This is a genomic window from Enterobacter cloacae complex sp. P16RS2, from assembly GCF_014982155.1.
In the GTDB taxonomy this organism is placed as follows: Bacteria; Pseudomonadota; Gammaproteobacteria; order Enterobacterales; family Enterobacteriaceae; genus Enterobacter; species Enterobacter cloacae_M.
Genome location: NZ_JADCKW010000029.1, coordinates 91,348 through 115,397, shown reverse-complemented (window position 1 = coordinate 115,397; position 24,050 = coordinate 91,348). Strand labels below are relative to the sequence as shown.

Sequence of the window (24,050 nt, the reverse complement as noted above, 5' to 3'; positions counted from 1 at the left end):
ACCCGATAGCCTGAAGGAATAAGCTGAGGGTACCGCGAAGCGGCGATTTACCGCCGGGAGCCCGGGTTGCCAGGGTGGTGGCGATTGAGCCACCCTGGCACGTTCACCGGTTATGTCGTTAAAGAGTAGCAAGGAACATAAAGTGAACGGAATGACCACCACACCCGTATGTTCCCCTCACCCTAACCCTCTCCCACAGGGAGAGGGGATGCTTCACTGCTCATATTAGCCCTGAATAAAGGCATAGAATTACAGCGCCGCAAACTTATCCAGCGTCCGCACCAGCTGCGTCACGAAACCGTACTCGTTGTCATACCACGCTACCGCTTTCACCAGCTGTAGCTCTCCCGCTTCTGACACCTCCGTCTGCGTGGCGTCAAACACCGAACCGTAATGCGAGCCAATCACATCGGACGAGACAATCTCTTCGTCGGTATACCCGAACGATTTATTGCCCTGCGTCGCCTTTTTCAGCGCGGCGTTGATCTCCTCAACGGTGACTTTCTTGCCCAGAATCGCCACCAGTTCGGTGACCGAACCCGTTTTTACCGGCACGCGCTGCGCGTGGCCCTTGAGCTTGCCGCTGAGCGCCGGGATCACCAGACCGATAGCCTTTGCGGCACCGGTGGTATGGGGAATGATATTCTCTGCCGCCGCCCGAGAGGCGCGAAGGTCTTTCCCGCGCGGGCCATCCACCAGCGCCTGCGTACCGGTATAGGCATGAATGGTGGTCATGGTGCCCACTTTTATTTCAAACGCATCGTTCAGGGCTTTCGCCAGCGGGGCGAGGCAGTTGGTGGTGCAGGATGCGACGGAAATAATGGTGTCACTGGCGTCAATGGTGTCGTCATTCACGCTGTAGACGATGGTTTTCATGTCACCCGCAGGGGCTGAGATCAGCACTTTCTTCGCGCCGGCGTCCAGGTGCGCCCGTGATTTCTCTTCAGAGGTATAAAAACCGGTGCACTCCACGACGATATCCACGCCTGCGGTTTTCCACGGAATGTGCTTCGCCTCTTTTTCGGCGTACACCGCAATGGTTTTGCCATCAACAATCAGCGCATCCTCGGTGAAATCCACGCTCCACGGGAAGCCGCCGTAGTTGGAATCATGCCTGAGCAGGTAGGCCAGCACTTTCGGTGAGGTGAGGTCGTTGATGGCGACCACGGTATTGCTGTCCTGGGTTTCAAGAAGGCGACGCAGTACAAGGCGCCCAATGCGTCCAAAGCCGTTAATGCCAATTTTACTCATGGTGTTCTCCTGTAAACGTGTCGATGCGACAGTTTGAACTCATCCAGGCTTAGACCATCACGGGCAGGGCGGCAATTGAAGATGCTTCATGCGGGAGGAAGTATTTGAAAAACCATACAGAAAAGTTAATGAATTTTTAAGGAAAGGAGATTATGGTGGCGCGATAACTGTTTTTAATCGGGAAATCACATGCGCACTAAATATACAAGCCTGCAAATCGGCATCCACTGGCTGGTGTTTCTGTTAATCATCGTCGCCTACTGCGCCATGGAGTTCAAAGGTTTCTTCCCGCGCACCGCGCGTCCATTGATCAATATGATCCACGTCTCGTGCGGTATCAGTATCCTGGTGCTGATGGTGACGCGTCTGCTGGTTCGCCTGAAATTCCGCGCGCCGCCGATTCAGCCGAAGCCAAAAGCGATGGTGACGGGGATGTCCCATCTTGGCCACCTGGTGGTGTATCTGCTGTTTATTGCGCTGCCGCTGATTGGCATTGTGATGATGTATAACCGGGGCAGCGACTGGTTTGCTTTCGGCCTGGCGATGCCGCATGCGGCGGAGTCCAATTTCGACCTGGTTGATATGTTGAAAGAGTGGCACGAGACGCTGGCGAACCTGGGCTATTTTGTGATTGGCCTGCACGCGGCGGCGGCGCTGATGCATCACTATTTCTGGAAAGATAATACCCTTCTGCGCATGATGCCGAAAAAGCGTTCGTAGTCTTTAACGCTTGCCGGGTGGCGCAGCGCCACCCGGCTTATTTTTTAACCCAGCAGCGCACGCTCTTCGGCAGTTAACGCCAGCGCCTGCGTTGACCCCGTCTCCGACGACTTCACCGCCGCTTCCAGCACGGCCATGACCGCCAGTGCCTCTACAGGGTGGACAGGGTTGGTGATTTTCCCGAGCAGCGCATCACGTACGTTGACGTAATACTGGCGCTGATCGCCTTTCGGGGTAGGGATCGTCTGCGGTGCGCCGTCGGCCCCAAAGAACACCATGCTGTCGCCGTCTTCGCCCCAGGTTTCACTGCCGGGGATCACCCCTGCGAGCAGCTGCGCTTCCTGCTGGTCGATTCTGGCTTTCACCACGCTGCCCTTGTCACCGTGGACGGTAAAGCGTGCCGTACCGCCAGCAACCAGCATGCTGGCGTGCAGAATGACCTTATGCTCCGGGTAGTTTAAGACCACGTGCGCCCAGTCGTTAATTTCTGCGCCGTCGCGCAGCGTCGCGATATTCCCCTGCACCGACTCCGGCAGGCCGAAGAGCTGCAGCGTCTGGTCAATCAGGTGAGGGCCCAGATCAAACCACAGACCGCTCCCGGGGACGTTCTGCTCGCGCCAGCGCACGCGCACTTCCGGGCGAAAGCGGTCGATGTGCGATTCCAGGTGTTTAACCTTGCCGATCGTGCCTTGTTCAATAATCTGCTTAATGCCGAGGAAATCGCTGTCCCAGCGGCGGTTGTGGAAGACGGATAGCAGCAGCTGCTTTTCATCCGCCAGCGCAATCAGGTCGCGGGCTTCCTGCATGTCGAGGGTAAAAGGCTTATCCACGACCACGTGTTTCCCCGAGTTCAGGGCCAGCGTCGCCAGCGGGGCGTGCGTGGCGTTGGGGGAGGCAATCACCACCAGATCGATATCAGGATGCTGAATAGCCTCTTCCGGTGTCGCCACCACCTGTACGTCCGGCAGATCGCGTTTAACTTTCTCTTCATCACGAGAAGAGACCACGGCCAGCTTAATCCCGTCCACAGACTGGATCAGCGGGGCATGGAAGGTTTTACCGACAAATCCATACCCGATCAGCGCAATGTTGATTGTTTGAACTTTACTCATGACCTTCTCCACGTTAATTCGCACACACCGTAACCTGCAGTGCGCTATGGTCCCCAAGCTCAGGCCAGGGACGATCTAAAAAGAGTTGTTGAATGCTGGATAACCCGGAAACCAGATACGGCTCGCAGCGGTTAATTTTCAGGTGGTCGGCGACAATCCAGTGCGCGTGGCTTGCGTCCAGCATTGCGCGTTTAACCTCGGCATCCGCTTCTTTACCGGCGCTCAACCCGAGCTCGGCATGAATGGCGCATGCCCCAAGAATGGCGATATCTGCCCGATACCGGGACAGCAAAGACAGCGTGGCGCTGCCGGCAAACAGTCGCTGCTTGTGGTCCCATTTCCCGCCGAGCAGGATCAGCTCAACGTCTTCCCGGTCGCTAAAATGCTGGGCGATATCCAGCGAGGGAGTAATGACGGTGAGCGGCCCCTGAAGAAAGGTGGCGACGGCCATCACCGTACTTCCGGCATCCAGAAACAGGGTGGAGCCCGGTGGAACCTGCTGTGCGACCTGTTTACCCAGTCGCTGTTTGGTCTCCGGCAGCAGCGTGTTGCGGCCCTGACGGTTCATGGCGGAGAGGTTGAGCGCGATGGCTCCGCCGTGGTTCTTCTGCGCAAGGCCCTGGTTTTCCAGATCGGTCAGATCCCGACGGATGGTATCCGCTGAAACCTGCAGCTTTTCGGCCAGTTCAGTGATGCTTGCCTGGCCTTGCTCGCTGAGGATATCCAGAACGTAGCGTTGACGAGCGGTTTTGTGCATCGGGGTACATTCCTGCAAAATGTCGCAATAGTTTGCATAATACAGCATTTTGACGCAGAGAGAAGGGGAATGTCCTCAGGACGATGTGCAACGGCGTGATGATTTAGATGGGTGATTATTAAAATTTTATTAAGCAGGTATAAGGAAGCCGTATTGAATGTTAATCACGATGTTATTGTTATGTTTTATTAAACGATTTGGGTTATGTAACCAGCGTATCGGCATTGGGTAGTGTTAAATGCTGTCTAATAAAAATTATGCAGGGTTTAATTGCTTTAATTAGTTATTTAAGCGTTTTTAATTTTGGATATATCCCTTAGGCTACGTAAATTGACACTTCTTTGAAAATCTTTGTGTCTGACCCGCTCTGAAATTAACGCAAAAATGTGCATATTACGAATTAAGAATTTTCCTTAAATAACAGTGGTTTTATATGTTTCATTTGAAACTCCATTTTCAGGGTTTTGTCCAGAAACCCCATGTTTTTTCTTATCTGTAACACCACGTTAACATTGTGGGTGTAGTGGGGTATACCGCATTTTGTTATGCTGCTAACCAGTTTAAGAAATAAGTAAATTCTTAATTGAAATAAAGCGCAGGCAGATCTCATCTCCAATGGAAATGGGTATGGGGATTATTACCTAAAATTCAGCACGGTAGCTAAATAAGATATTTGTCTAATTATCTGTACCTCTTTTTGGGTATTTGCTTGAGTATCACTCAGAGTCAGGGAGATAACATGACGATATTACGAAAGCCTATGTTACACAGATTTACAGCAGCACTGGCATTCATTTCATTAGCCATAAATACGGCTTTCGCCAATAGTAATCAGGTGGGTATTGCCCCGGTGGCAACCACAACCTTAAAAGAAAGTATTCTTTTTGCGATCGATCGCGATCCGTCAATTAGCCAGCAGGCCGCGCAATTAGGTATTGGCCAGGCACAAATAGATGAAGCGCGCAGCGGCTGGATGCCGCAAATATCGTTGAACGGGAGTACAGGGCACAGCCAGACCACCGATTCCAGCGGGTCGCTGAAGAATTCAGCCGCCTGGGGGCTGAGCCTGACGCAGTTGCTGTACGATTTTGGCAAGACCAATAACAGCATCAGCCAGTCCTCCGCCCAGCGCGATAGCTACCGCTATCAGCTGATGGGCACGCTTTCGGACGTGGCGGAAAAAACGGCGCTGAGCTATGTCGAGGTCAAACGCTATTCCGATCTGCTGCAGGCGGCAATAGATAACGTGCAGGCGCTCAAGAACGTCGAACAGCTGGCAAAGCTGCGCGCAGACGCGGGCGTGAGTTCCACCTCCGATGAGCTCCAGACCCGCACGCGCATTGCCGGCATGCAGGCGACGGTCGCGCAGTATCACGCCGCCTTAAACAGCGCGCGCGCCAGGCTTGCGGTATTAACCGGGATGCAGGCAGAGGCCTATTCGCCGGTGCCCGCGAATCTTGCCGTGGAGCCGGACTCGCTCAACCGCATCGATTATTCCCTGATACCGGCGGTGATGGCCGCGCAAAACATGGAACGCTCGGCTCAGTATGGCGTGGAAACGGCGAAGTCCCAGCACTGGCCTACGCTAAGCCTGAAGGGGGGGCGCACCCGTTATGAATCGGACAACCGTTCCTACTGGGACGACCAGATACAGCTCAATATCGACGCGCCGCTGTATCAGGGGGGCGCGGTTTCTGCTCGCGTTCGGCAGGCGGAAGGCGCGCGGGCCATGGCCTCCTCTCGGGTCGATCAGGCGCGTTTCGATGTCCTGCAAAAAGCCTCCGTCGCGCAGGCTGACTGGACCGGCGCACGGGGACGAATGGAGGCGGGGAAGCAACAGCTGGAAAATGCGCTGCGGGCCCGCGATGTTTATAAAAATGAATACACCCTGAGCAAGCGGAGCATTAACGATCTGCTCAGCGTTGAGCAGGATGTCTGGCAGGCCACCTCAGCGAAAATAATCGCTGAGTATGACGGCTGGAGTTCGGCAATTAATTATGCTTCCGCGGTTGATAATTTAATGCCGCTTATTGGAATAGAGAAAAACGCTGCCGCAAAATTACCCGATTTGAGTTAATAAAAGACGCGCAGTGTTGCGCAAAGTAAGACTGAAAATAATGGGTGTTTTTTCCCAGGGATAGCTACATCCGTCTGGTGGACATATCCACAGGAATCCGTACACCTGCAAGGAGAAGAATATGAGTAACATGAAAGTTGTTGATGTCATCATTCGCAAAACGGCGGAGAAAACTAAATTAACCGGCGAAGGAAATTTGTCGGTCTCTATTTCATCGCCGAGCGTGATTGAAATCCAGGGCTCTGCTCAGGATGTGGCGCGCTATGTCCGCCAGGGTAAAGACCTCCTCATTTATATGAAAGATGGCAGCGTTATTCGCTGCAATAACTATTTCGCAGAAGATCCAGAAACGCATAATCAGTCAGAGCTGGTGTTCAACGACCGTCAGGAACTGACGCATATTTCTTTTGCCGATACCGGGGAAGCATCGGGCGCTGCGGTGACCGAGTTAACCGCGCAGGCCACACCGATTAGCAGCATTCAACCTTTCCTCGAGCAGGAAAGCGTTTTAAGCGACGCGCCGTGGGGCTGGATTGCGGGAGCGGCGTTAGGCGGCGGTGCCATCGGGGCTCTGCTGGCAAACGGCGGTGACGGCGAAACTAAAACAAAAGTCATTGATAATACGAAAGAAGTTGAAAGCGCCACGCCGACCTTCTTGCTGTCGGATAAAGCGGGTGACAAGCAGGGCGTGCTGAGCGCAAACGAGATCACGGACGACAGCACCCCAACCTTTAGCGGTACCGGCCAGCCGGGCGCGACCATCCAGATCAAAGACAGCAGCGGCAGCACCATTGCCAGCACCATGGTCGGTACAGACGGCACGTGGACGGTAATATTACCGACCCAGACGGACGGGGAGCACACCTGGACGGTCGTGCAGATCGACGGCAGTAAAACCACCTCTGCGGGCAGTATCACCGTGACGGTCTCTACCGCCGATGCCGCCATTACGCTGGCCACCACGGCGGGCGATAACGTGCTGAACGCCAGCGAGCAATCTGCGGGCTTTACGCTTTCCGGTGCCAGCAAAAACCTGGCGCAGGGTACCGAACTCACCGTGACGCTGAACGGCAAAACCTACGCGGCTGAAGTCGGGGCAGACGGCGCGTGGAGTGTTAACGTGCCTGCGGCGGACGCGCAGGCGCTGGGCGACGGTACCTGGACGGTTAACGTGAGCGGTAAAGACGCGGCGGGTAACACCGTCAGCGGAAGCCAGACGATTGGGGTGGATACCACCGCGCCAACCCTCTCTGTCGATACCCTCGCGCAGGACAACATCATTAATGCGGCTGAGCACAACCAGCCGCTGACCCTGACCGGTAAAACGAATGCGGAAGCCGGTCAGATCGTCACGGTCACCCTGAACGGTAAAAACTATAACGCCACGGTGGGCAGCGACGGCACCTGGTCCGTCACGCTTGATGTGAACGACGTGCAGGCGCTCAATGAGGGTAATCACACCCTGACGGTTAACGTGAGCGACAAAGCGGGCAACGGCTCGTCCGTGACGGCAGATTTCACGGTGGATACCGCCGCGCCGGTCGTCACCATCCATACCGTGGCGGGCGACGATATCCTCAATATCAGCGAGCAGGGCCAGGCGCACATTATTTCCGGCCAGGCGAGCGGTGCCGCCGCGGGTGATGTGGTCACCGTGACCCTTGGCGGCCAGACCTTCACCGGCGTGGTGCTGGCGGACGGCAGATGGAGCGTGGGCGTTCCGGCGTCCGTGCTGGGCGCGCTGGGTGAAGGCAACCACACGCTTTCGGTTTCCGTCACTGACGCGGCAGGCAACACCGGCAGCGCCACGCACGGCATTACGCTGAGTGGACACCCGCCGGAATTTACGATTGACGCCATCAGCCAGGATAACGTCCTGAATGCCCAGGAGGCGATGCAGCCGCTGAGCCTGACCGGCACCAGCAACCTGCCGGACGGCACTGCCGTCACCGTGACGCTGAACAACGTCAGCTATCAGGCCACCGTCGAAAACGGTATCTGGGCGGTCCAGGTGCCGGTTTCCGACGTTCTGAATCTGGCGAACACGCTTTACACCGTCAGCGTCAGCGGGACCGACAGCGTGGGGAACAGCGGTTCTGCCGAGGCGAATCTGCTGGTGGATACCGTTCTTCCGCAGGTCATTATCAATACGTTTGCGGGCGACAACCTGGTCAATAACGCCGAAGCGGGCGTCGATCAAACCCTCAGCGGTCGCGTTACCGGCGCGGCGGCGGGCGATACCGTCTCCATCACCGCAGGCGGCAAGAGCTACACCGCAACGGTTGGCAGCGATCTGACCTGGAGCGTGAAAATCCCGTCAGCGGATCTTCAGGCGTTCGGCGACGGGGATTTAACCTTCGCCGCGTCCGTCACCAACGGGCACGGCAATACCGGCACCGGCGAGCGGGATATCAATATCAACGCGGAGCTGCCGGGACTGCGCGTGAACACCATTTCGGGCGATGACGTGATCAACGCCATTGAACAGCAGCAGGATCTGAGCGTCACCGGCTCCAGCACCCATCTGGCCGCGGGCACGCAGATTATTGTCACCATCAACAGCGTGGAGTACGTCACCGCGGTTAACGCCAGCGGCAGCTGGCAGATCGGCGTTCCGGCGGCGGACCTGCAGGCCTGGACGGCGGGCGGCATGACGGTTAGCGTCAGTGCGGTAGATGCCTGGGGCAATCCCGTTGCGGCTGAACACCCGATTGAACTCGATCTGAACGCCGTGGCGGTCACTATTGATACCGTCTCCGGCGACGACCTGCTGAATGCGGCAGAAAAAGGCAGTGATTTAACCCTTTCCGGCCAGACGCAGGGCGTGGAGGCGGGGCAGACCGTGGTGGTGAAATTCGCCGACCAGACCTTCACCGCGCAGGTGCAGCAGGATGGCTCCTGGAGCCTGACCGTACCCGCCAGCGCCATGGAAAGCCTGATCGACGGGCGCGCGCAGGTGAGCGTCAGCGTCACTAACGTCAGCGGCAACAGCGCCGACGCCGCGCGCGTGGTCACGGTGGATACGCAGCCTCCGGCGATTACGCTCGATAACCTGACCGCCGACAACATCATCAACGCGGCTGAAGCGCAGCAGGATTTAGCCTTAAGCGGTACCAGCACTGCGGAAGCGGGCCAGACGGTCACCGTGACGCTGAACGGCAAAACGTATCAGACCACGATTCAGGCGGACGGTACGTGGCAGCTGAGCGTGCCTGCGGCTGACGTGGGTGCCCTGACGGACGGCATTGTGACCGTGACGGCCACCGTGAGCGACGTGGCGGGCAACGCCAGCAGCGCGGACCGCGTGGGTCTGGTGGACGCAACCGTACCGCAGGTGACCATTAACGACTTTGTCACCAACACCAACACCGTTAACCAGCTCGCCCATTCACAGGCGCAGATCCTGAGCGGCTCCGTCACCGGTGCGGCAGCGGGCGACCTGGTCACTGTCACCATTAACAGCGTTGATTACACCACCGTGGTGGATGCGGCGGGGAACTGGAGCCTTGGCCTGCCGGCGTCCGTCGTGCAGGGGCTGACTGACGGCACCTGGACAATCGACGTCTCCGTGACCGACCGATCCGGTAATACCGGAAGCAGTTCGCTGGATGTGGTGGTGAATACCGTGACGCCTGTCCTCGCTATCAACACGCTGGCGGCGGACGACGTGATCAACGCAACCGAGAAGGGCGAAGATCTGCTTCTCTCTGGCACCAGCAACCAGCCGGAAGGCACGACCATTACGGTGACCCTGAACGGCATTCACTACACCGCCACCGCTGACGCCAGCGGAAACTGGAGCGTGACCGTACCGGCCTCGGCCGTAAGCGCGCTGGGAGAAGCCCATTACACCGTGACGGCGAGCGTCACGGATAGCGTAGGCAACAGCGCCTCAACCTCGCACGATGTGCTGGTGGACAGCTCGCTGCCGGTGGTAACGATCGACACCCTGGCGGGCGACAATATCGTTAACGCAGCGGAAGTAGCGGCAGGGCAAACCCTGACCGGTAAGGTGACGAACGCGGCGGCAGGTGACACTGTCACTATTATCCTTGGCGGCCAGACGTACACGGCTACCGTGCAGGACGATCTGACCTGGAGCCTGCCGTTAAGCGAGAGCCAGTTAACCGCGCTCGGCAACGGCGACCTCACCGTATCCGCCAGCGTGACCAACGCGCACGGCAATACCGGCTCTTCTTCTCACGACTTCACCATCGACGCCCAGCTCCCGGGACTGCGTATTGATACCGTAGCGGGTGACGACGTGATCAACGTGATTGAACACGCTCAGAACCTGATTGTGTCCGGTACCAGCACCGATCTGGCGGCGGGTAGCACCGTGACCGTGACCATCAACGGCAAAACCTATTCGGCAACGGTACTGGCGGACGGCACCTGGCAGGCGGCGGTACCGGCGGCCGATGTCTCCCAGTGGGCGGACGGTTCGCTCACCATCAGCGCCATCGCGCAGGATGCTTCCGGCAACCCGGTAACCATCGGCACCGTTGTGGACGTCGATCTCGCGCCGGTCTCCATCACTATCAGCAGCGTGACCGACGATAACGTCCTCAACGCGGCGGAAAAAGGCCAGGATCTTCTGCTTTCCGGCACCACCTCCAATGTGGAAGCGGGCCAGACCGTGACTATTACCTTTGCGGGTAAAACCTATACCACGACGGTGGATGCCAGCGGCGACTGGACCTGGACCGTACCGGCAGCCGATTTGAGCGGCCTGAAGGACGGCGACGCCAGCGTGCAGGTAACCGTCACCAACGTGAACGGCAACGCGGCGTCTTCGGCGCAGGAATTCAGCGTCGATACCACCGCGCCGACGGTGACCATCAACACCATCAGCCATGACAATATGCTGAACGCGGCAGAGGCGGCGCAGGATCTGACCCTGAGCGGCACCTCTACTGCCGAAGCGGGCCAGACGGTCACCGTGACCTTCAACGGCAATCAGTACATCGCGCAGGTGCAGGCGGACGGCAGCTGGACGCTCGACGTTCCGGCGGCGGATATGGCAGGCATCGCCGACGGCAGCGCGGCGGTCACGGCGACGGTGTCCGATAAGGCAGGCAACCCGGCCAGCGCGGGCTCTGCGGTGCTGGTCGACACCACCGTACCGCAGATTTCGTTCAACATCGTCGCGGGCGACGACGTCGTGAATATTGCCGAGCACGGCCAGGCGCTGATCGTCTCCGGCAAGGTCACGGGCGCGCAGGCGGGCGACGTGATTACCGTGACCCTGAATGGTAAAGATTACACCGCCATGCTGGATGCGTCCGGCAGCTGGAGCGTGGGCGTTCCGGCGGCGGACGTGGGCGCGCTGGTCAACGGTGAGCAGACGATTTCTGCGACCCTCACCGACAAAGCCGGTAACAGCACCACCGCGACGCACGAGTTTGACGTCTCCCTGACCGCGCCGGTCATTGCCATCAATACCCTGGCGGCTGACGACGTGATCAACGCGACCGAGAAAGGCCAGGATCTGCAGGTGTCCGGCACCAGCAACCAGCCGGAAGGAACCGCCATTACGGTGACGCTGAACGGCATCAGCTATACGGCCACCGCCGACGCCAGCGGCAGCTGGAGCTTCACCGTTCCGGCGGCAAACGTCTCCGCGTTGGGCGAAGCGAGCTACGTGGTGACGGCGAGCGTAACCGACGCGGCGGGCAACAGCGCGAGCACCGGCCACAGCGTGCTGGTCGACAGCGCGCTGCCGCAGATCTCCATCAACCCTGTCGCCACGGACGATGTCATTAACGCAGCGGAAGTGGCTGCCGGGCAGACCCTGAGCGGGAAAGTGAGCGGCGCGGTGAGCGGTGACACTGTCACTATTTCAATCGGCGGCAATACCTGGACCGCGACGGTTCAGGACGATCTGAGCTGGTCGGTCAACGTGCCGTCCACGGTCTTAACCGCCATCGGGAACGGCGATCTGACCGTGTCAGCCAGCGTCACCAACGGCCACGGCAACACCGGAACCGGCGAGCGCGAAATTGTTATAGATGCCAACCTGCCGGGCCTGCGCGTCGATACCGTGGCGGGCGATGATGTGATCAACAGCATTGAGCACGCTCAGAACCTGATTATCACCGGCTCCAGCGAAGGCCTGGCAACGGGCGCTGCGTTAACGGTGACCGTCAACGGCAAAACCTACGCCGCAACCGTGCTGGCGGACGGCACCTGGACGGCTGCCATTCCGGCGGCAGACGTCAGCGCGCTGAATGCGGGCACGGTCACCGTGACCGTGGAAGGCCAGAGCGCGGCGGGCAATCCTGTTTCCATCAGCCATGACGTGAAGGTGGATCTGGCGGCAGTCGCCATCAGCATTGACCCGATTGCCTCGGACGACGTGATCAACGCGGCTGAGAAAGGCGCGGACCTGGTGCTGTCCGGCTCGACCTCCAACGTGGAAGAAAACCAGACCGTCACCATCACCTTCGGCGGCAAGTCGTACACCGCGACGGTTGATGCCAGCGGCAACTGGACGGCGACCGTACCGTCTGCCGATTTGGGCAGCCTGAAGGACGGCGATGCCAGCGTGCAGGTGAGCGTCACCAACGTGAACGGCAACAGCGCGTCGGCAGGCCGCGAGTACAGCGTGGACGCCACCGCGCCGACGGTGTCTATTGAAATTGTCAGCGATAACAACATCATCAATGCGGCCGAAGCGCAGCAGGATCTGGTTATTGACGGCGTGACCAACGCCGAAGCGGGCCAGACCGTCACCGTGACGCTGAACGGCGTGGACTACACCACCACCGTGCAGGCAAACGGCAGCTGGAGCGTGACCGTGCCGTCCGCGGATCTGAGCGGCATTACCGACGGCAACTACACCATCAGCGCCGCCGTGTCTGATAAGGCGGGCAACCCGGCCTCTGCGGATCGCGACGTGCTGGTCGATACCACCGTCCCGCAGCTGACCATCCACACCGTTTCCGACGACGACGTGATCAACAGCGCCGAGCATGCGCAGGCACTGATTGTCACGGGTTCCGTGACCGGCGCGGCGGCGGGCGACGTGGTCACCGTCACCCTCAACGGCAAATCGTACACCGCCACTCTGGATGCCTCAGGCAACTGGAGCGTGGGCGTGCCTGCGGCGGACGTAACCGCCCTGGCCGCCGGAGATTACACCATTACAGCGGCGCTGACCGATAAAGCGGGCAACAGCAACAGCGCCACGCACGGCGTGGAGGTGAATCTGACCGCGCCGGTGCTGACCATTGACACCCTTTCCGGTGACGATGTGATCAACAACGCCGAGAAAACCCAGGATCTGACGATCTCCGGTACGGCTTCCGGCCTGGCGGCAGGCGCGGTGGTGACCGTGATGCTGAACGGCAAAGCGTACAGCGCGCAGGTGGACGATAACGGAAAATGGGCGACTACCGTTCCGGCGAACGAGGTCGGTCAGCTGGGCGAGGCGCTTTATACCGTCACCGCCTCAGCGACGGACAGCGTCGGCAACAATACCAGCACGTCGCACACCGTGAACGTGGAATCCGTTCTGCCGGGCGTGATCGTCAACACCATTGCGGGTGACGACGTCATTAACGCGGCGGAGCTGGCAGCCGGCCAGACCATCAGCGGTAAGGTGGTGAATGCCGAAGCGGGCAACACCGTGACCGTGACCATTGGCGGTAACAGCTACACCGCAACGGTGCAGAGCGATCTCACCTGGTCCGTGAACGTGCCGTCCGAGGTGCTGACCGCGCTGGGTAACGGTGATTTGACCGTGTCAGCCAGCGTCACGAACGGGGTGGGCAATAGCGGAACGGGCGAGCGCGAAATCGTGATAGACGCTAACCTGCCGGGCCTGCGCGTGGATACCGTGGCGGGTGACGACGTGATCAACAGCATCGAACACGGGCAGAACCTGATTATCACCGGCTCCAGCAACGGGCTGGCGGCGGGCGCGGCGCTGACCGTGACCGTCAACGGCAAAACCTATCCGGCGACCGTGCTGACGGACGGCACCTGGAGCGCGGCCATCCCGGCGGCGGACGTCGGAGCCCTGGCAGCAGGCACGGTTACCGTGACCGTTGCGGGCCAGAGCAGCGCCGGTAACCCGGTTTCAATCAGTCACGATGTGACGGTGGATCTGGCGAGCGTTGCCATCAGCATTGACGCCATCGCCACCGATGACGTGATTAACGCGGCTGAGAAGGGCGCGGATCTGGTGCTCTCGGGGGCGACCTCGAACGTTGAGGAAAACCAGACCGTCACCATCACCTTCGGCGGCAAGAGCTACACCGCGACGGTAGACGCCGACGGCAAATGGACCGCCACGGTGCCAGCGGCCGATCTGGCGGGTCTGAAAGACGGCGACGCCAGCGTGCAGGTGAGCGTCACCAACGTTAACGGCAACAGCGCCTCGGCGGGCCGCGAGTACAGCGTGGATGCAACCGCGCCGTCCGTGACCATCAATACCCTGGCGACCGACGATATTCTGAACGCCGCCGAAGCGAAGAGCGATCTGACCGTATCCGGCACCACCACCGCCGAAGCGGGCCAGACGGTCACCGTATCGCTGAACGGCAAAGACTACACCACAACCGTCAGCGCAGACGGCAGCTGGACGCTGAACGTCCCGGCGGCCGATCTGGCTGGATTAACCGACGGCAGCGTGACCGTCACCGCATCGGTAAACGATAAAGCGGGTAACCCGGCGTCGGTGGATCACAATCTGGCGGTAGATATCACCGCGCCTGCGGTGACCATCAATACCGTGGCGGGCGACGATGTCATTAACATCGCAGAACACGGCCAGGCGCAAATCATCAGCGGAACCGCCACCGGCGCGGCAGCGGGCGATAAGGTGACCGTTACCATCGGCGGCCAGACCTACACCACCGTGCTGGACGCGGCGGGGAACTGGAGCGTGGGCGTACCGGCCAGCGTGATTTCCGGCCTCAGCGACGGCACCGTAACCGTCACTGCGTCCGTCACCGACGCGGCGGGCAACACCGGTACCGGCACGCATAACGTGACCGTTGATACCGGTCTGCCATCGGTGGCCTTCAACGCCATCAGCGATGACAACGTCCTGAACGCGGTAGAAAAAGGTCAGGATCTGAGCGTCAGCGGCACCAGCGCCAACCTGGCGGAAGGCACCGTGGTGACCTTGACCCTCAACGGTAAAAACTACGTGGCGACGACCGCGGCAGACGGGACCTGGAGCCTGACGGTTCCGGCAGCGGATCTGGCCGGTCTCGGCCAGGCCAACTATACCCTGAACGCGACCGCCACCAACGGCGTGGGCAACAGCGTGAGCAACACCGCGAACCTGCTGGTGGACACCGCGCTGCCAACCGTCATCATCAACACCGTGGCGGGCGATAACGTCATCAACGCGGCGGAAGTGGCGGCAGGCCAGACCCTGAGCGGCACCGTGGCGAACGCCGAAGCGGGCAATACCGTCACCGTCACCCTTGGCGGCAACAGCTACACCGCAACGGTGCAGAACGATCTGACCTGGTCCGTGAACGTGCCGTCCGACGTGCTGACCGCGCTGGGCAACGGCAGCCTGAGCGTAACGGCGACCGTCACCAACGGCCACGGCAACACCGGCACCGGCGAGCGCGAGATCGCTATCGACGCTAACCTGCCGGGCCTGCGCGTCGACACCGTCGCGGGTGATGACGTGATCAACACCATCGAGCACGCGCAGAATCTGATCGTCACCGGTTCCAGCGACGGGCTGGCGGCGGGCACGGCGCTGACCGTCACCGTCAACGGCAAAACCTATGCGGCCACCGTACTGGCGGACGGCACCTGGAGCGCGGCGATCCCGTCCACCGACGTGAGCGCGTGGCCGGAAGGCACCGTCAAAATCAGCGTTACCGGCGACAGCTCTGCGGGCAACCCGATTACCATCAGCCACGACGTGACGGTAGATCTGGCGACCGTTGCCATCAGCATCGATGCGATTGCCACCGACGACGTGATTAACGCGGCGGAGAAGGGCGCGGATCTGGTGCTGTCCGGTGCGACCACCAACGTGGAAGCCGGGCAGACCGTGACCATCAGCCTGAACGGCAAAATTTATAGCGCGACAGTAGACGACAACGGCAACTGGACCTACACCGTACCGTCTGCGGATCTGGTACACCTCAAGGACGGCGACGCCAGCGTGCAGGTGAGCGTCACCAACGTCAACGGCAACAGCGCCTCGGCGGGCCGCGAGTACAGCGTGGATGCGACCGCGCCGTCCGTGACCATCAACACCCTTGCGGCTGACGATATTCTGAACGCCGCAGAAGCGCAGTCCGATCTGACCGTATCCGGCACCACCACCGCCGAAGCGGGCCAGACCGTGACCGTGACGCTGAACGGCAAAGACTACACCACAACCGCAGGCGCGGACGGCAGATGGACGCTGAGCGTTCCGGCGGCGGATCTGGCATCGCTCGGCGACGGCAGCGTCACCGTGACGGCAAGCGTCAGCGACAAGGCGGGCAACCCGGCGTCGGTCGATCACACTCTGACGGTGGACGTGACCGTTCCTGCGGTGACGATCAACACCGTGGCGGGCGATGACGTGATTAACATCGCTGAGCACGCTCAGGCGCATATCGTCAGCGGCACCGCCACCGGCGCGGCAGCGGGCGATAAGGTCACCGTGACCATCGGCGGCCAGACCTACACCACCGTGCTGGACGCGGCGGGGAACTGGAGCGTGGGCGTACCGGCCAGCGTGATTTCCGGCCTCAGCGACGGCACTGTAACCGTCACTGCGTCAGTCACCGACGCGGCGGGCAACACCGGCACCGGCACGCATAACGTGACCGTTGATACCGGCCTGCCGTCCGTGGCGTTCAACGCCATCAGCGGCGACAACGTGCTGAACGCGGTGGAAAAAGGTCAGGATCTGAGCGTCAGCGGCACCAGCGCCAACCTCGCGGAAGGCACCGTGGTGACCGTAAACCTGAACGGCAAAAACTACGCGGCCACGACGGCGGCAGACGGCACCTGGAGCCTGACCGTTCCGGCGGCGGACCTGGCGGGTCTGGGCGAAGCCAACTACACACTGAGCGCGACTGCGACCAACGGCGTGGGCAACAGCGTCAGCAATACGGCGAACCTGCTGGTCGACACCGCGCTGCCGACCGTCACCATCAACACCGTGGCGGGCGATAACGTCATCAACGCGGCGGAAGTGGCCGCAGGCCAGACCATCAGCGGTAAGGTAGCGAACGCGGAAGCGGGCAACACGGTAACCGTGACTATCGGCGGCAACAGCTACACCGCAACGGTTCAGAGCGATCTCACCTGGTCCGTGAACGTGCCGGAATCCGTCCTGACGGCGCTGGGCAACGGTGATTTGACCGTGTCAGCATCCGTCACCAACGGTCACGGCAACACCGGCGCGGGCGAGCGCGAAATCGTGATAGACGCCAGCCTGCCGGGTCTGCGCATTGATACCGTGGCGGGCGACGATGTGATCAACAGCATCGAGCACGGGCAGAACCTGATCGTTACCGGCTCCAGCGACGGGCTGGCGGCAGGCACCACGCTCACCGTGACCGTCAACGGCAAAACCTATGCGGCCTCCGTGCTGGCAGACGGCACCTGGAGCGCGGCAATCCCGGCGGCGGACGTCGGGGCCCTGGCAGCAGGCACGGTCACCGTGACCGCTGCAGGCCAGAGCGCGGCGGGCAACCCGGTGACCATCAGCCATGACGTGACCGTCGATCTGTCAGCAGTGGCTATCAGCATCGATGCGATTGCCACCGACGACGTGATTAACGCGGCGGAGAAAGGCGCGGATCTGGTGCTGTCCGGCAGCACCTCGAACGTGGAGGAAAACCAGACCGTTACCATCACCTTCGGCGGCAAGACGTACACCGCGAAGGTGGATGCTGACGGTAACTGGACGGCCACCGTGCCGTCTGCGGATCTCGCGGGCCTTAAAGACGGCGATGCCAGCGTGCAGGTGAGCGTCACCAACGCGCACGGCAACAGCGCCTCGGCGGGCCGGGAGTACAGCGTGGACGCCACCGCGCCAACCGTGACCATCGATACGGTCGCAGGCGATAACGTGATTAACGCCAGCGAAGCGGCTGCGGGCGTGGCCATTTCCGGCACCACCACGGCGGAAGTCGGTCAGACGGTCACCGTGACGCTGGGCGGTAAGAGCTATACCGCGCAGGTGCAGCAGGGCGGCGTCTGGAGCGTGAACGTGCCGGGCACAGACCTGTCCGCACTGGCGGATAACGGCTACACCGTGCAGGTCAGCGTGAGCGACGCCGCGGGTAACCCGGGCAGCGCGGGCAAAGCGATTACGCTTGATACCACGCCGCCGACCGTCAGCTTTAACGACGTTGCGGGCGATAACGTCATTAACAGCGTGGAGCACGGGCAGGCGCAGATCGTCAGCGGCACCGCAACCGGCGCGAGCGTCGGCGATAAGCTGGTCATCACCATCGGTTCGAACCAGTACACCACCACCGTTGACGCCAGCGGTAACTGGAGCGTGGGCGTGCCGGCCAGCGTGATTTCCGCGCTGAACGACGGCACCGTGACCCTCAGCGCGACCATTACCGACAGCGCGGGCAACAGCAGCACCCAGACCCACGATGTGGTAGTGAACACCGCCTCCGTGGCGCTGACCATCAACACCGTTAGCGGAGATGACGTCATTAACGCGGCTGAAGCCGGTTCGCCACTGGTGATTAACGGCTCCAGCGCCCAGTTCGCCAGCGGTACGCAGGTCACCGTGACGCTGAACGGCAAGAGCTATACGGCCACCATCCAGAGCGACGGCAGCTGGACGACCACCGTTCCGGCCGCCGACGTAGGCGCGCTGGCCGATGGCGCGAGCTATCAGGTATCCGTGTCGGCGCAGGACAGCGCGGGCAACAGCGCGTCGGCGACGCACGGCATCAGCGTGGATATCACCGCGCCGGTCGTGAGCATTGCGACGCTGTCGGGTGACGACATGCTGAACGCGCTTGAAGCACAGCAGCCCCTGACTGTGCGCGGCTCTTCCAGCGCGGAGGCGGGTCAGACCGTCACCGTGACGCTGGGCGGCAAATCCTACACTGCAACCGTGGCAAACGACGGCACCTGGACGCTCGACGTGCCGGCGGCAGATCTGGCTGCGCTGAGCCAGGGCGCGCTGACGGTGACCGCCTCGGTCAACGATAAAGCGGGTAATAACGGCCAGACCACGCACACCTTAACGGTAGACACCGTCGCGCCAACCGTGACCATCAGCACCGTGGCCGATGACGATATCGTCAACAACGCGGAGCAGCTGGCGGGCCAGACCATCAGCGGCACCACCACGGCGGAACAGGGCCAGACGGTGACCGTCTCCTTCAACGGGCACAGCTATCAGGCGACCGTCGGGGCGGACGGATCCTGGTCGGTCTTCGTGCCGGGCCGTGATTTCCTCGGCCTGAGCGACGGGGATTACACCATCACCGCTTCGGTGAGCGATAAGGCGGGCAACCCGGGCAGCGCAACGCACGACGTGACGCTGAACGGCGATGTCCCAACCATCACCATCAACACCTTTGCGCAGGATGATATCGTCAACGCCGCCGAGCACGGTACGCCGCTGATTGTCAGCGGTACCACCGACGCCCCGGCGGGCCAGACGGTGACCATCACGCTGAACGGTAAAACCTACACGGCGACCGTCCAGGCTGACGGCAGCTGGAGCTATACGGTGGGCAGCGCAGACGTAACCGCGCTGGCGGACGGCGGTTCGTACGTCATTAACGCGCAGGTGAGCAACGCCATCGGCAACAGCGCCAGCGATAACCACAGCGTCACCGTGGATCTCACCGCGCCGTCGATGGGCATCAGCATTGACTCGCTGCAAAACGACACCGGCCTGAGCGCGAGTGATTTCATCACCAACGATGCTCAGGTGGTGGTCAACGGCTCGCTGACCGCGCAGCTCGGCAATAACGAGAAAGCGCAGATCAGCCTCGACGGCGGCACCACCTGGATTGACCTGACCGTAACCGGTACCACCTGGCGCTACGCCGATGGCCGCACCCTGACGGACGGTACGTATCAGTATCAGGTGCGCGTTATCGATAACGCGGGCAACGTGGGGGCGACGGACAGCCAGGACGTGGTGATTGACCTGACGAAGCCTGCGGCGACGACCATTACCGTGGATTCCATCACCCAGGATACGGGCCTGTCCGGCAGCGATTTTATCACCAGCGACAGCCAGATCAGCCTGAAAGGGACGCTCGGCGCGGCGCTGGGCAGCGGCGACCACGCTCAGATCAGCCTCGACGGCGGCGTTACCTGGACCGATGTGAGCGTCAGCGGCCTGAGCTGGACCTATGTCGATGGCCGCACGCTGGCCGACGGGGATTATAACTACCAGCTGCGCGTGATTGACGACGCGGGCAATATCAGCGCCACCGCCAGCCAGGTGGTGACCATTGATACGGTTGCGCCGGACGCGAGCAAAACCATCGCCATCGACAGCATCAGCGACGATACCGGCCTGAGCAGCAGCGACTTTGTCACTAACGATACGTCCCTGACGCTGCACGGCTCGCTCGGCGCAACGCTGGCCGACGGCGAGTATGCCCAGATCAGCATCGACGGCGGCGTCACCTGGCAGAACGTGATCGTCACCGGCAACAGCTGGTACTACGTCGATAGCCGCACGCTGGGTAACCAGACCTATGACTACTACGTTCGCGTGGTGGACGCGGCGGGCAACGTGGGGGCTAGCGCCCATCAGCAGGTGACCGTCGATACGGTCGCCCCGGACGCGGCGATTACGGTGACCGTGGATAACATCACCGTGGATACCGGCTTCGACAATAACGACTTCCTGACCAGTTCGACCTCGTACACGCTGCACGGAACGCTCGGCGCAGAACTCGGCGCGGGTGAATTCGTGCAGGTGAGCATGGACGGCGGCAGCACCTGGGTGTACGCCACCGTCAGCGGGACGCAGTGGAGCTACAGCGACACCCGTACCCTGACCGACGGTAGCCATAACTATCAGGTGCGGGTCGTTGACCAGGCGGGGAACGTCGGAGCCACCACCTCGCAGGCGGTGACGGTGGATACGCAGGCGCCGCAGTACGGCGTCACCATCGACAGCATCAGCGAAGATACCGGCCAGTCCGGGAGTGATTTCATCACCATGGACACCACGCTGACCATCAACGGTTCGCTGGGCAGCGCGCTGGCAAACGACGAGCGCGTGCAGATCAGCCTGGACGGCGGGAACACCTGGCTCGATACCACGGTCACCAACCAGCGCTGGAGCTACACCGATACCCGCGATCTGCCTGACGGGGACTACACCTACCAGGTACGGATTATCGACCAGGCGGGCAACGTCGGCTCCACCGCCTCTCAGGTGGTGACGGTAGACACCACGCCGCCAACCACCGTAGGCACGGTCGTGAGCTATACCGACGGCGAAGGCGAGCGTCAGGGCACCTTTGGCAGTGCGGTGGCAACGGACGATAACTCGCCGCTGATCAACGGTACGCTTAACCGCGCTCCGGACGACGGTGAAATTGTGCAGCTCTATCGTGACGGGGTCCTGCTCGGCCAGGTGACCATGAACGGCAGCGCAAGCTGGTCCTTCCAGGACAACGGCCTCAGCGACGGCAACCACACCTACATTGTGCGCGTCACCGACAGGGCCGGTAACTACACGGAATCCGATGGTTTTGTGCTGAACGTCGATACCAGCATCCCGACCACCACGGCGGCGATTACCGCGCAGACCACGTCGGACACCACGCCGATTGTCAGCGGTACCGTCTCCGCTGATCTGGTGAACGGTGAATACCTGGTGGTTACGGTGAACGGAAAAACCTACACCTCCCAGACCGGCGGCGCGGTGGTGGTCGATCCGGATCACAACACCTGGTATCTGCAGATCCCGGACGGCGATGCGCTGAGCGTGTCGAGCTACAGCGTGACGGCGCAGGTGAAGAGCAGCGCGGGTAACGGCAATACCACCGGTACGGCGACCGGCAGCCTGGTGATTGATACCACCTCGGTGAATACCGACTGGGCAACCACGGCGGGGAACAGCAACAACTCGACCATGACCCTCGGCATGAACAGCAGCGGTCTGTGGAATATCATTGCTAACGGCCAGTCTTACTCCAGCAGCGATAGCTCGACCTATGCCGGAAATGCGCTGACCAACACCCGCGGCTACTACGTGGTGAGCCAGACCGCAGCCGACTTTGACCGTAACGGCACGCAGGATATCTTCGCGACGGAAAATACCTACGCCGGGTCAACGCAGGTGATGTGGACCTACGACGGCAGTACCTATAACGCCAGCCAGCTGGCGATGGGCACCACCATCTGGTACGGCGGCGTGATCGCGTACGATAAAACCGGGGATGGCTATCTGGATCTGGCGTACGGCGATGCCGGTATGGACTCACTGACCTACCTGGTGAACAACAACGGCGTTCTGTCGCCGGACGGCACCGGCGGGGAAGGCGGGTTCTACGGTCAGTTCGATTCCGGGCGTGAAATCTCCGGCGTCGACCTGAACAACGACGGCACGGTGGATATCGTTCAGCACACCAACCGCAGCGGCGCGTACTCGTTAACCGTGATCAACAACAACGGTAACGGCACGCTCTCTATCGGTCAGAACCTGACCAACGTGTTTGTGGTCAACGCCTCAAATACCACCACGGCGGCGTCCATGACGTGGGCGGACTTCAACGGCGATGGCTACATGGATCTGTACCTGGGCAGCAGCTACAACAACAACGGCGGGGTGATTTACTACAACGACGGTACCGGGAAGCTCTCTGCCACCAAGAGCGCGGTGGAAGCCTCTAACGCCACGGCAGGCTATCTGTCGGTGGCGGTGGACTGGAACGGCGACGGGCAGATGGACATCATCAAGCTCAGCACCTACGGCGGCTCGCAGACGGCGACCCTGTTCACCAACAGCGGCTACGGTTCCACCTGGACCTCCAGCCAGCTGGCGTCCGGTATTGCCTACGCGACCGGCGTGGCGGCTGTGGACTACAACTGGGACGGCGCGCAGGATCTGCTGGTCTCTCAGCAGAACGGCAAGGTGGTGCTGGTGCAAAACAGCAAAACCATTGCTGACGGCACCGCGATGCACCTGCACATTGTCGACAGCGAGGGCATCAACGCCTACTACGGCAACACGGTCAATCTGTACAACGCCGCGGGCGTGCTGGTGGCCTCGCAGATCATCAACGCCCAGTCCGGTATCGGGTCGAACGATACCTCTGCGCTGGTGAGCTTCTACGGTCTGGATCCGAATGAAACCTATTCGGCCGAGATCCTGAAGATCACCAACGGCGTGTCGGATAACGTCACCTGGAGCGGTCTGGAGGCGGGCAACGGCAAAGAGGGCTACGTCCTGACGGCCGAAGCCGCCACCGGCGGCCACAGCGGGACCATCACCGGGACCGGGTATAACGACACCTTTATCGCAGAGGACGGCACCTATACCTACAACGGCTCCGGCGGCTGGAATACCCACTCCGACTACGACACCTGGAGCAACACCGGCGGGATGGACGTGGTGGATTACCGCAACGCGACCTCCGGCGTTAACGTTGATTTGCGCCTCTCAACCGCGCAGAACACCGGGTTCGGTACCACGCGACTGTTGAACATTGAAGGCATCAACGGCTCGGATTACGACGACGTTATTACCGGCAACAGCGGTGATAACCAGTTCGAAGGGCGCGGCGGAAACGACACCTTCAACATCGGCAGCGGTGGTCACGATACGTTGCTCTACAAGCTGATTAACGCCTCGGATGCGACGGGCGGTAACGGTCACGACGTGGTGAACGGCTTTACGGTCGGCACCTGGGAAGGGACCGCGGACACGGATCGTATTGACCTGCGCGATCTACTCTCCGGCAGCGGCTATACGGGCACGGGCTCGGCGAGCTACGTGAACGGCGTCGCCACGCTGGACAGCAGCGCGGGCAATATCAGCGATTACATCCGCGTGGTGCAAAACGGCAGCAATACCGAGATCCAGGTTGACCTGGACGGTACCGGCGGTCAGTTCTCGCCAACCACGCTGGTGACGCTGAACGGCGTGCAGACGGATCTGGCAACGCTGCTAGCGAACCATCAGCTGTTAATTGCGTAAAACAAC

The 24,050-nt window shown here is 60.8% G+C and carries 6 protein-coding genes; 3 read left to right on the top strand and 3 right to left on the bottom strand.

Annotated elements, in window-relative coordinates; translation table 11 throughout:
- Positions 1–249: 249 nt before the first annotated feature.
- Entirely contained in the window at positions 250–1,251 is a 1,002-nt protein-coding gene (gene gap, locus INF68_RS18375; protein ID WP_063408900.1) for a type I glyceraldehyde-3-phosphate dehydrogenase, read from the bottom strand.
- 189 nt (positions 1,252–1,440) lie between these two features.
- Between gap and cybB the strand changes: the two genes are divergently transcribed.
- The gene (gene cybB / locus INF68_RS18370; RefSeq protein ID WP_126787150.1) at positions 1,441–1,971 is read left to right on the top strand and encodes a cytochrome b561; all 531 of its coding nucleotides are present in this window, start codon (positions 1,441–1,443) and stop codon (positions 1,969–1,971) included.
- Positions 1,972–2,015: 44 nt separating this feature from the next.
- On the opposite strand, the gene INF68_RS18365 is transcribed toward cybB, so the two are convergent.
- Together INF68_RS18365 and INF68_RS18360 are read right to left on the bottom strand one after the other, a co-directional pair.
- Complete coding sequence (locus INF68_RS18365) at positions 2,016–3,083, bottom strand: oxidoreductase (protein ID WP_109844226.1); 1,068 nt, start codon at positions 3,081–3,083, stop codon at positions 2,016–2,018.
- Between the two features lie 13 nt (positions 3,084–3,096).
- Positions 3,097–3,840 (bottom strand): DeoR/GlpR family DNA-binding transcription regulator, encoded by a 744-nt coding sequence (locus INF68_RS18360; protein WP_126787149.1) that lies wholly within the window; start codon positions 3,838–3,840, stop codon positions 3,097–3,099.
- Positions 3,841–4,579: 739 nt separating this feature from the next.
- Here INF68_RS18360 and INF68_RS18355 point away from each other — a divergent pair.
- Entirely contained in the window at positions 4,580–5,917 is a 1,338-nt protein-coding gene (locus INF68_RS18355) for a TolC family outer membrane protein (RefSeq protein ID WP_109844224.1), read from the top strand.
- A gap of 121 nt (positions 5,918–6,038) precedes the next feature.
- Positions 6,039–24,044, top strand: coding sequence for an Ig-like domain-containing protein (locus INF68_RS18350; RefSeq protein ID WP_193525388.1), 18,006 nt, complete (start codon positions 6,039–6,041; stop codon positions 24,042–24,044).
- Positions 24,045–24,050 lie beyond the last annotated feature (6 nt).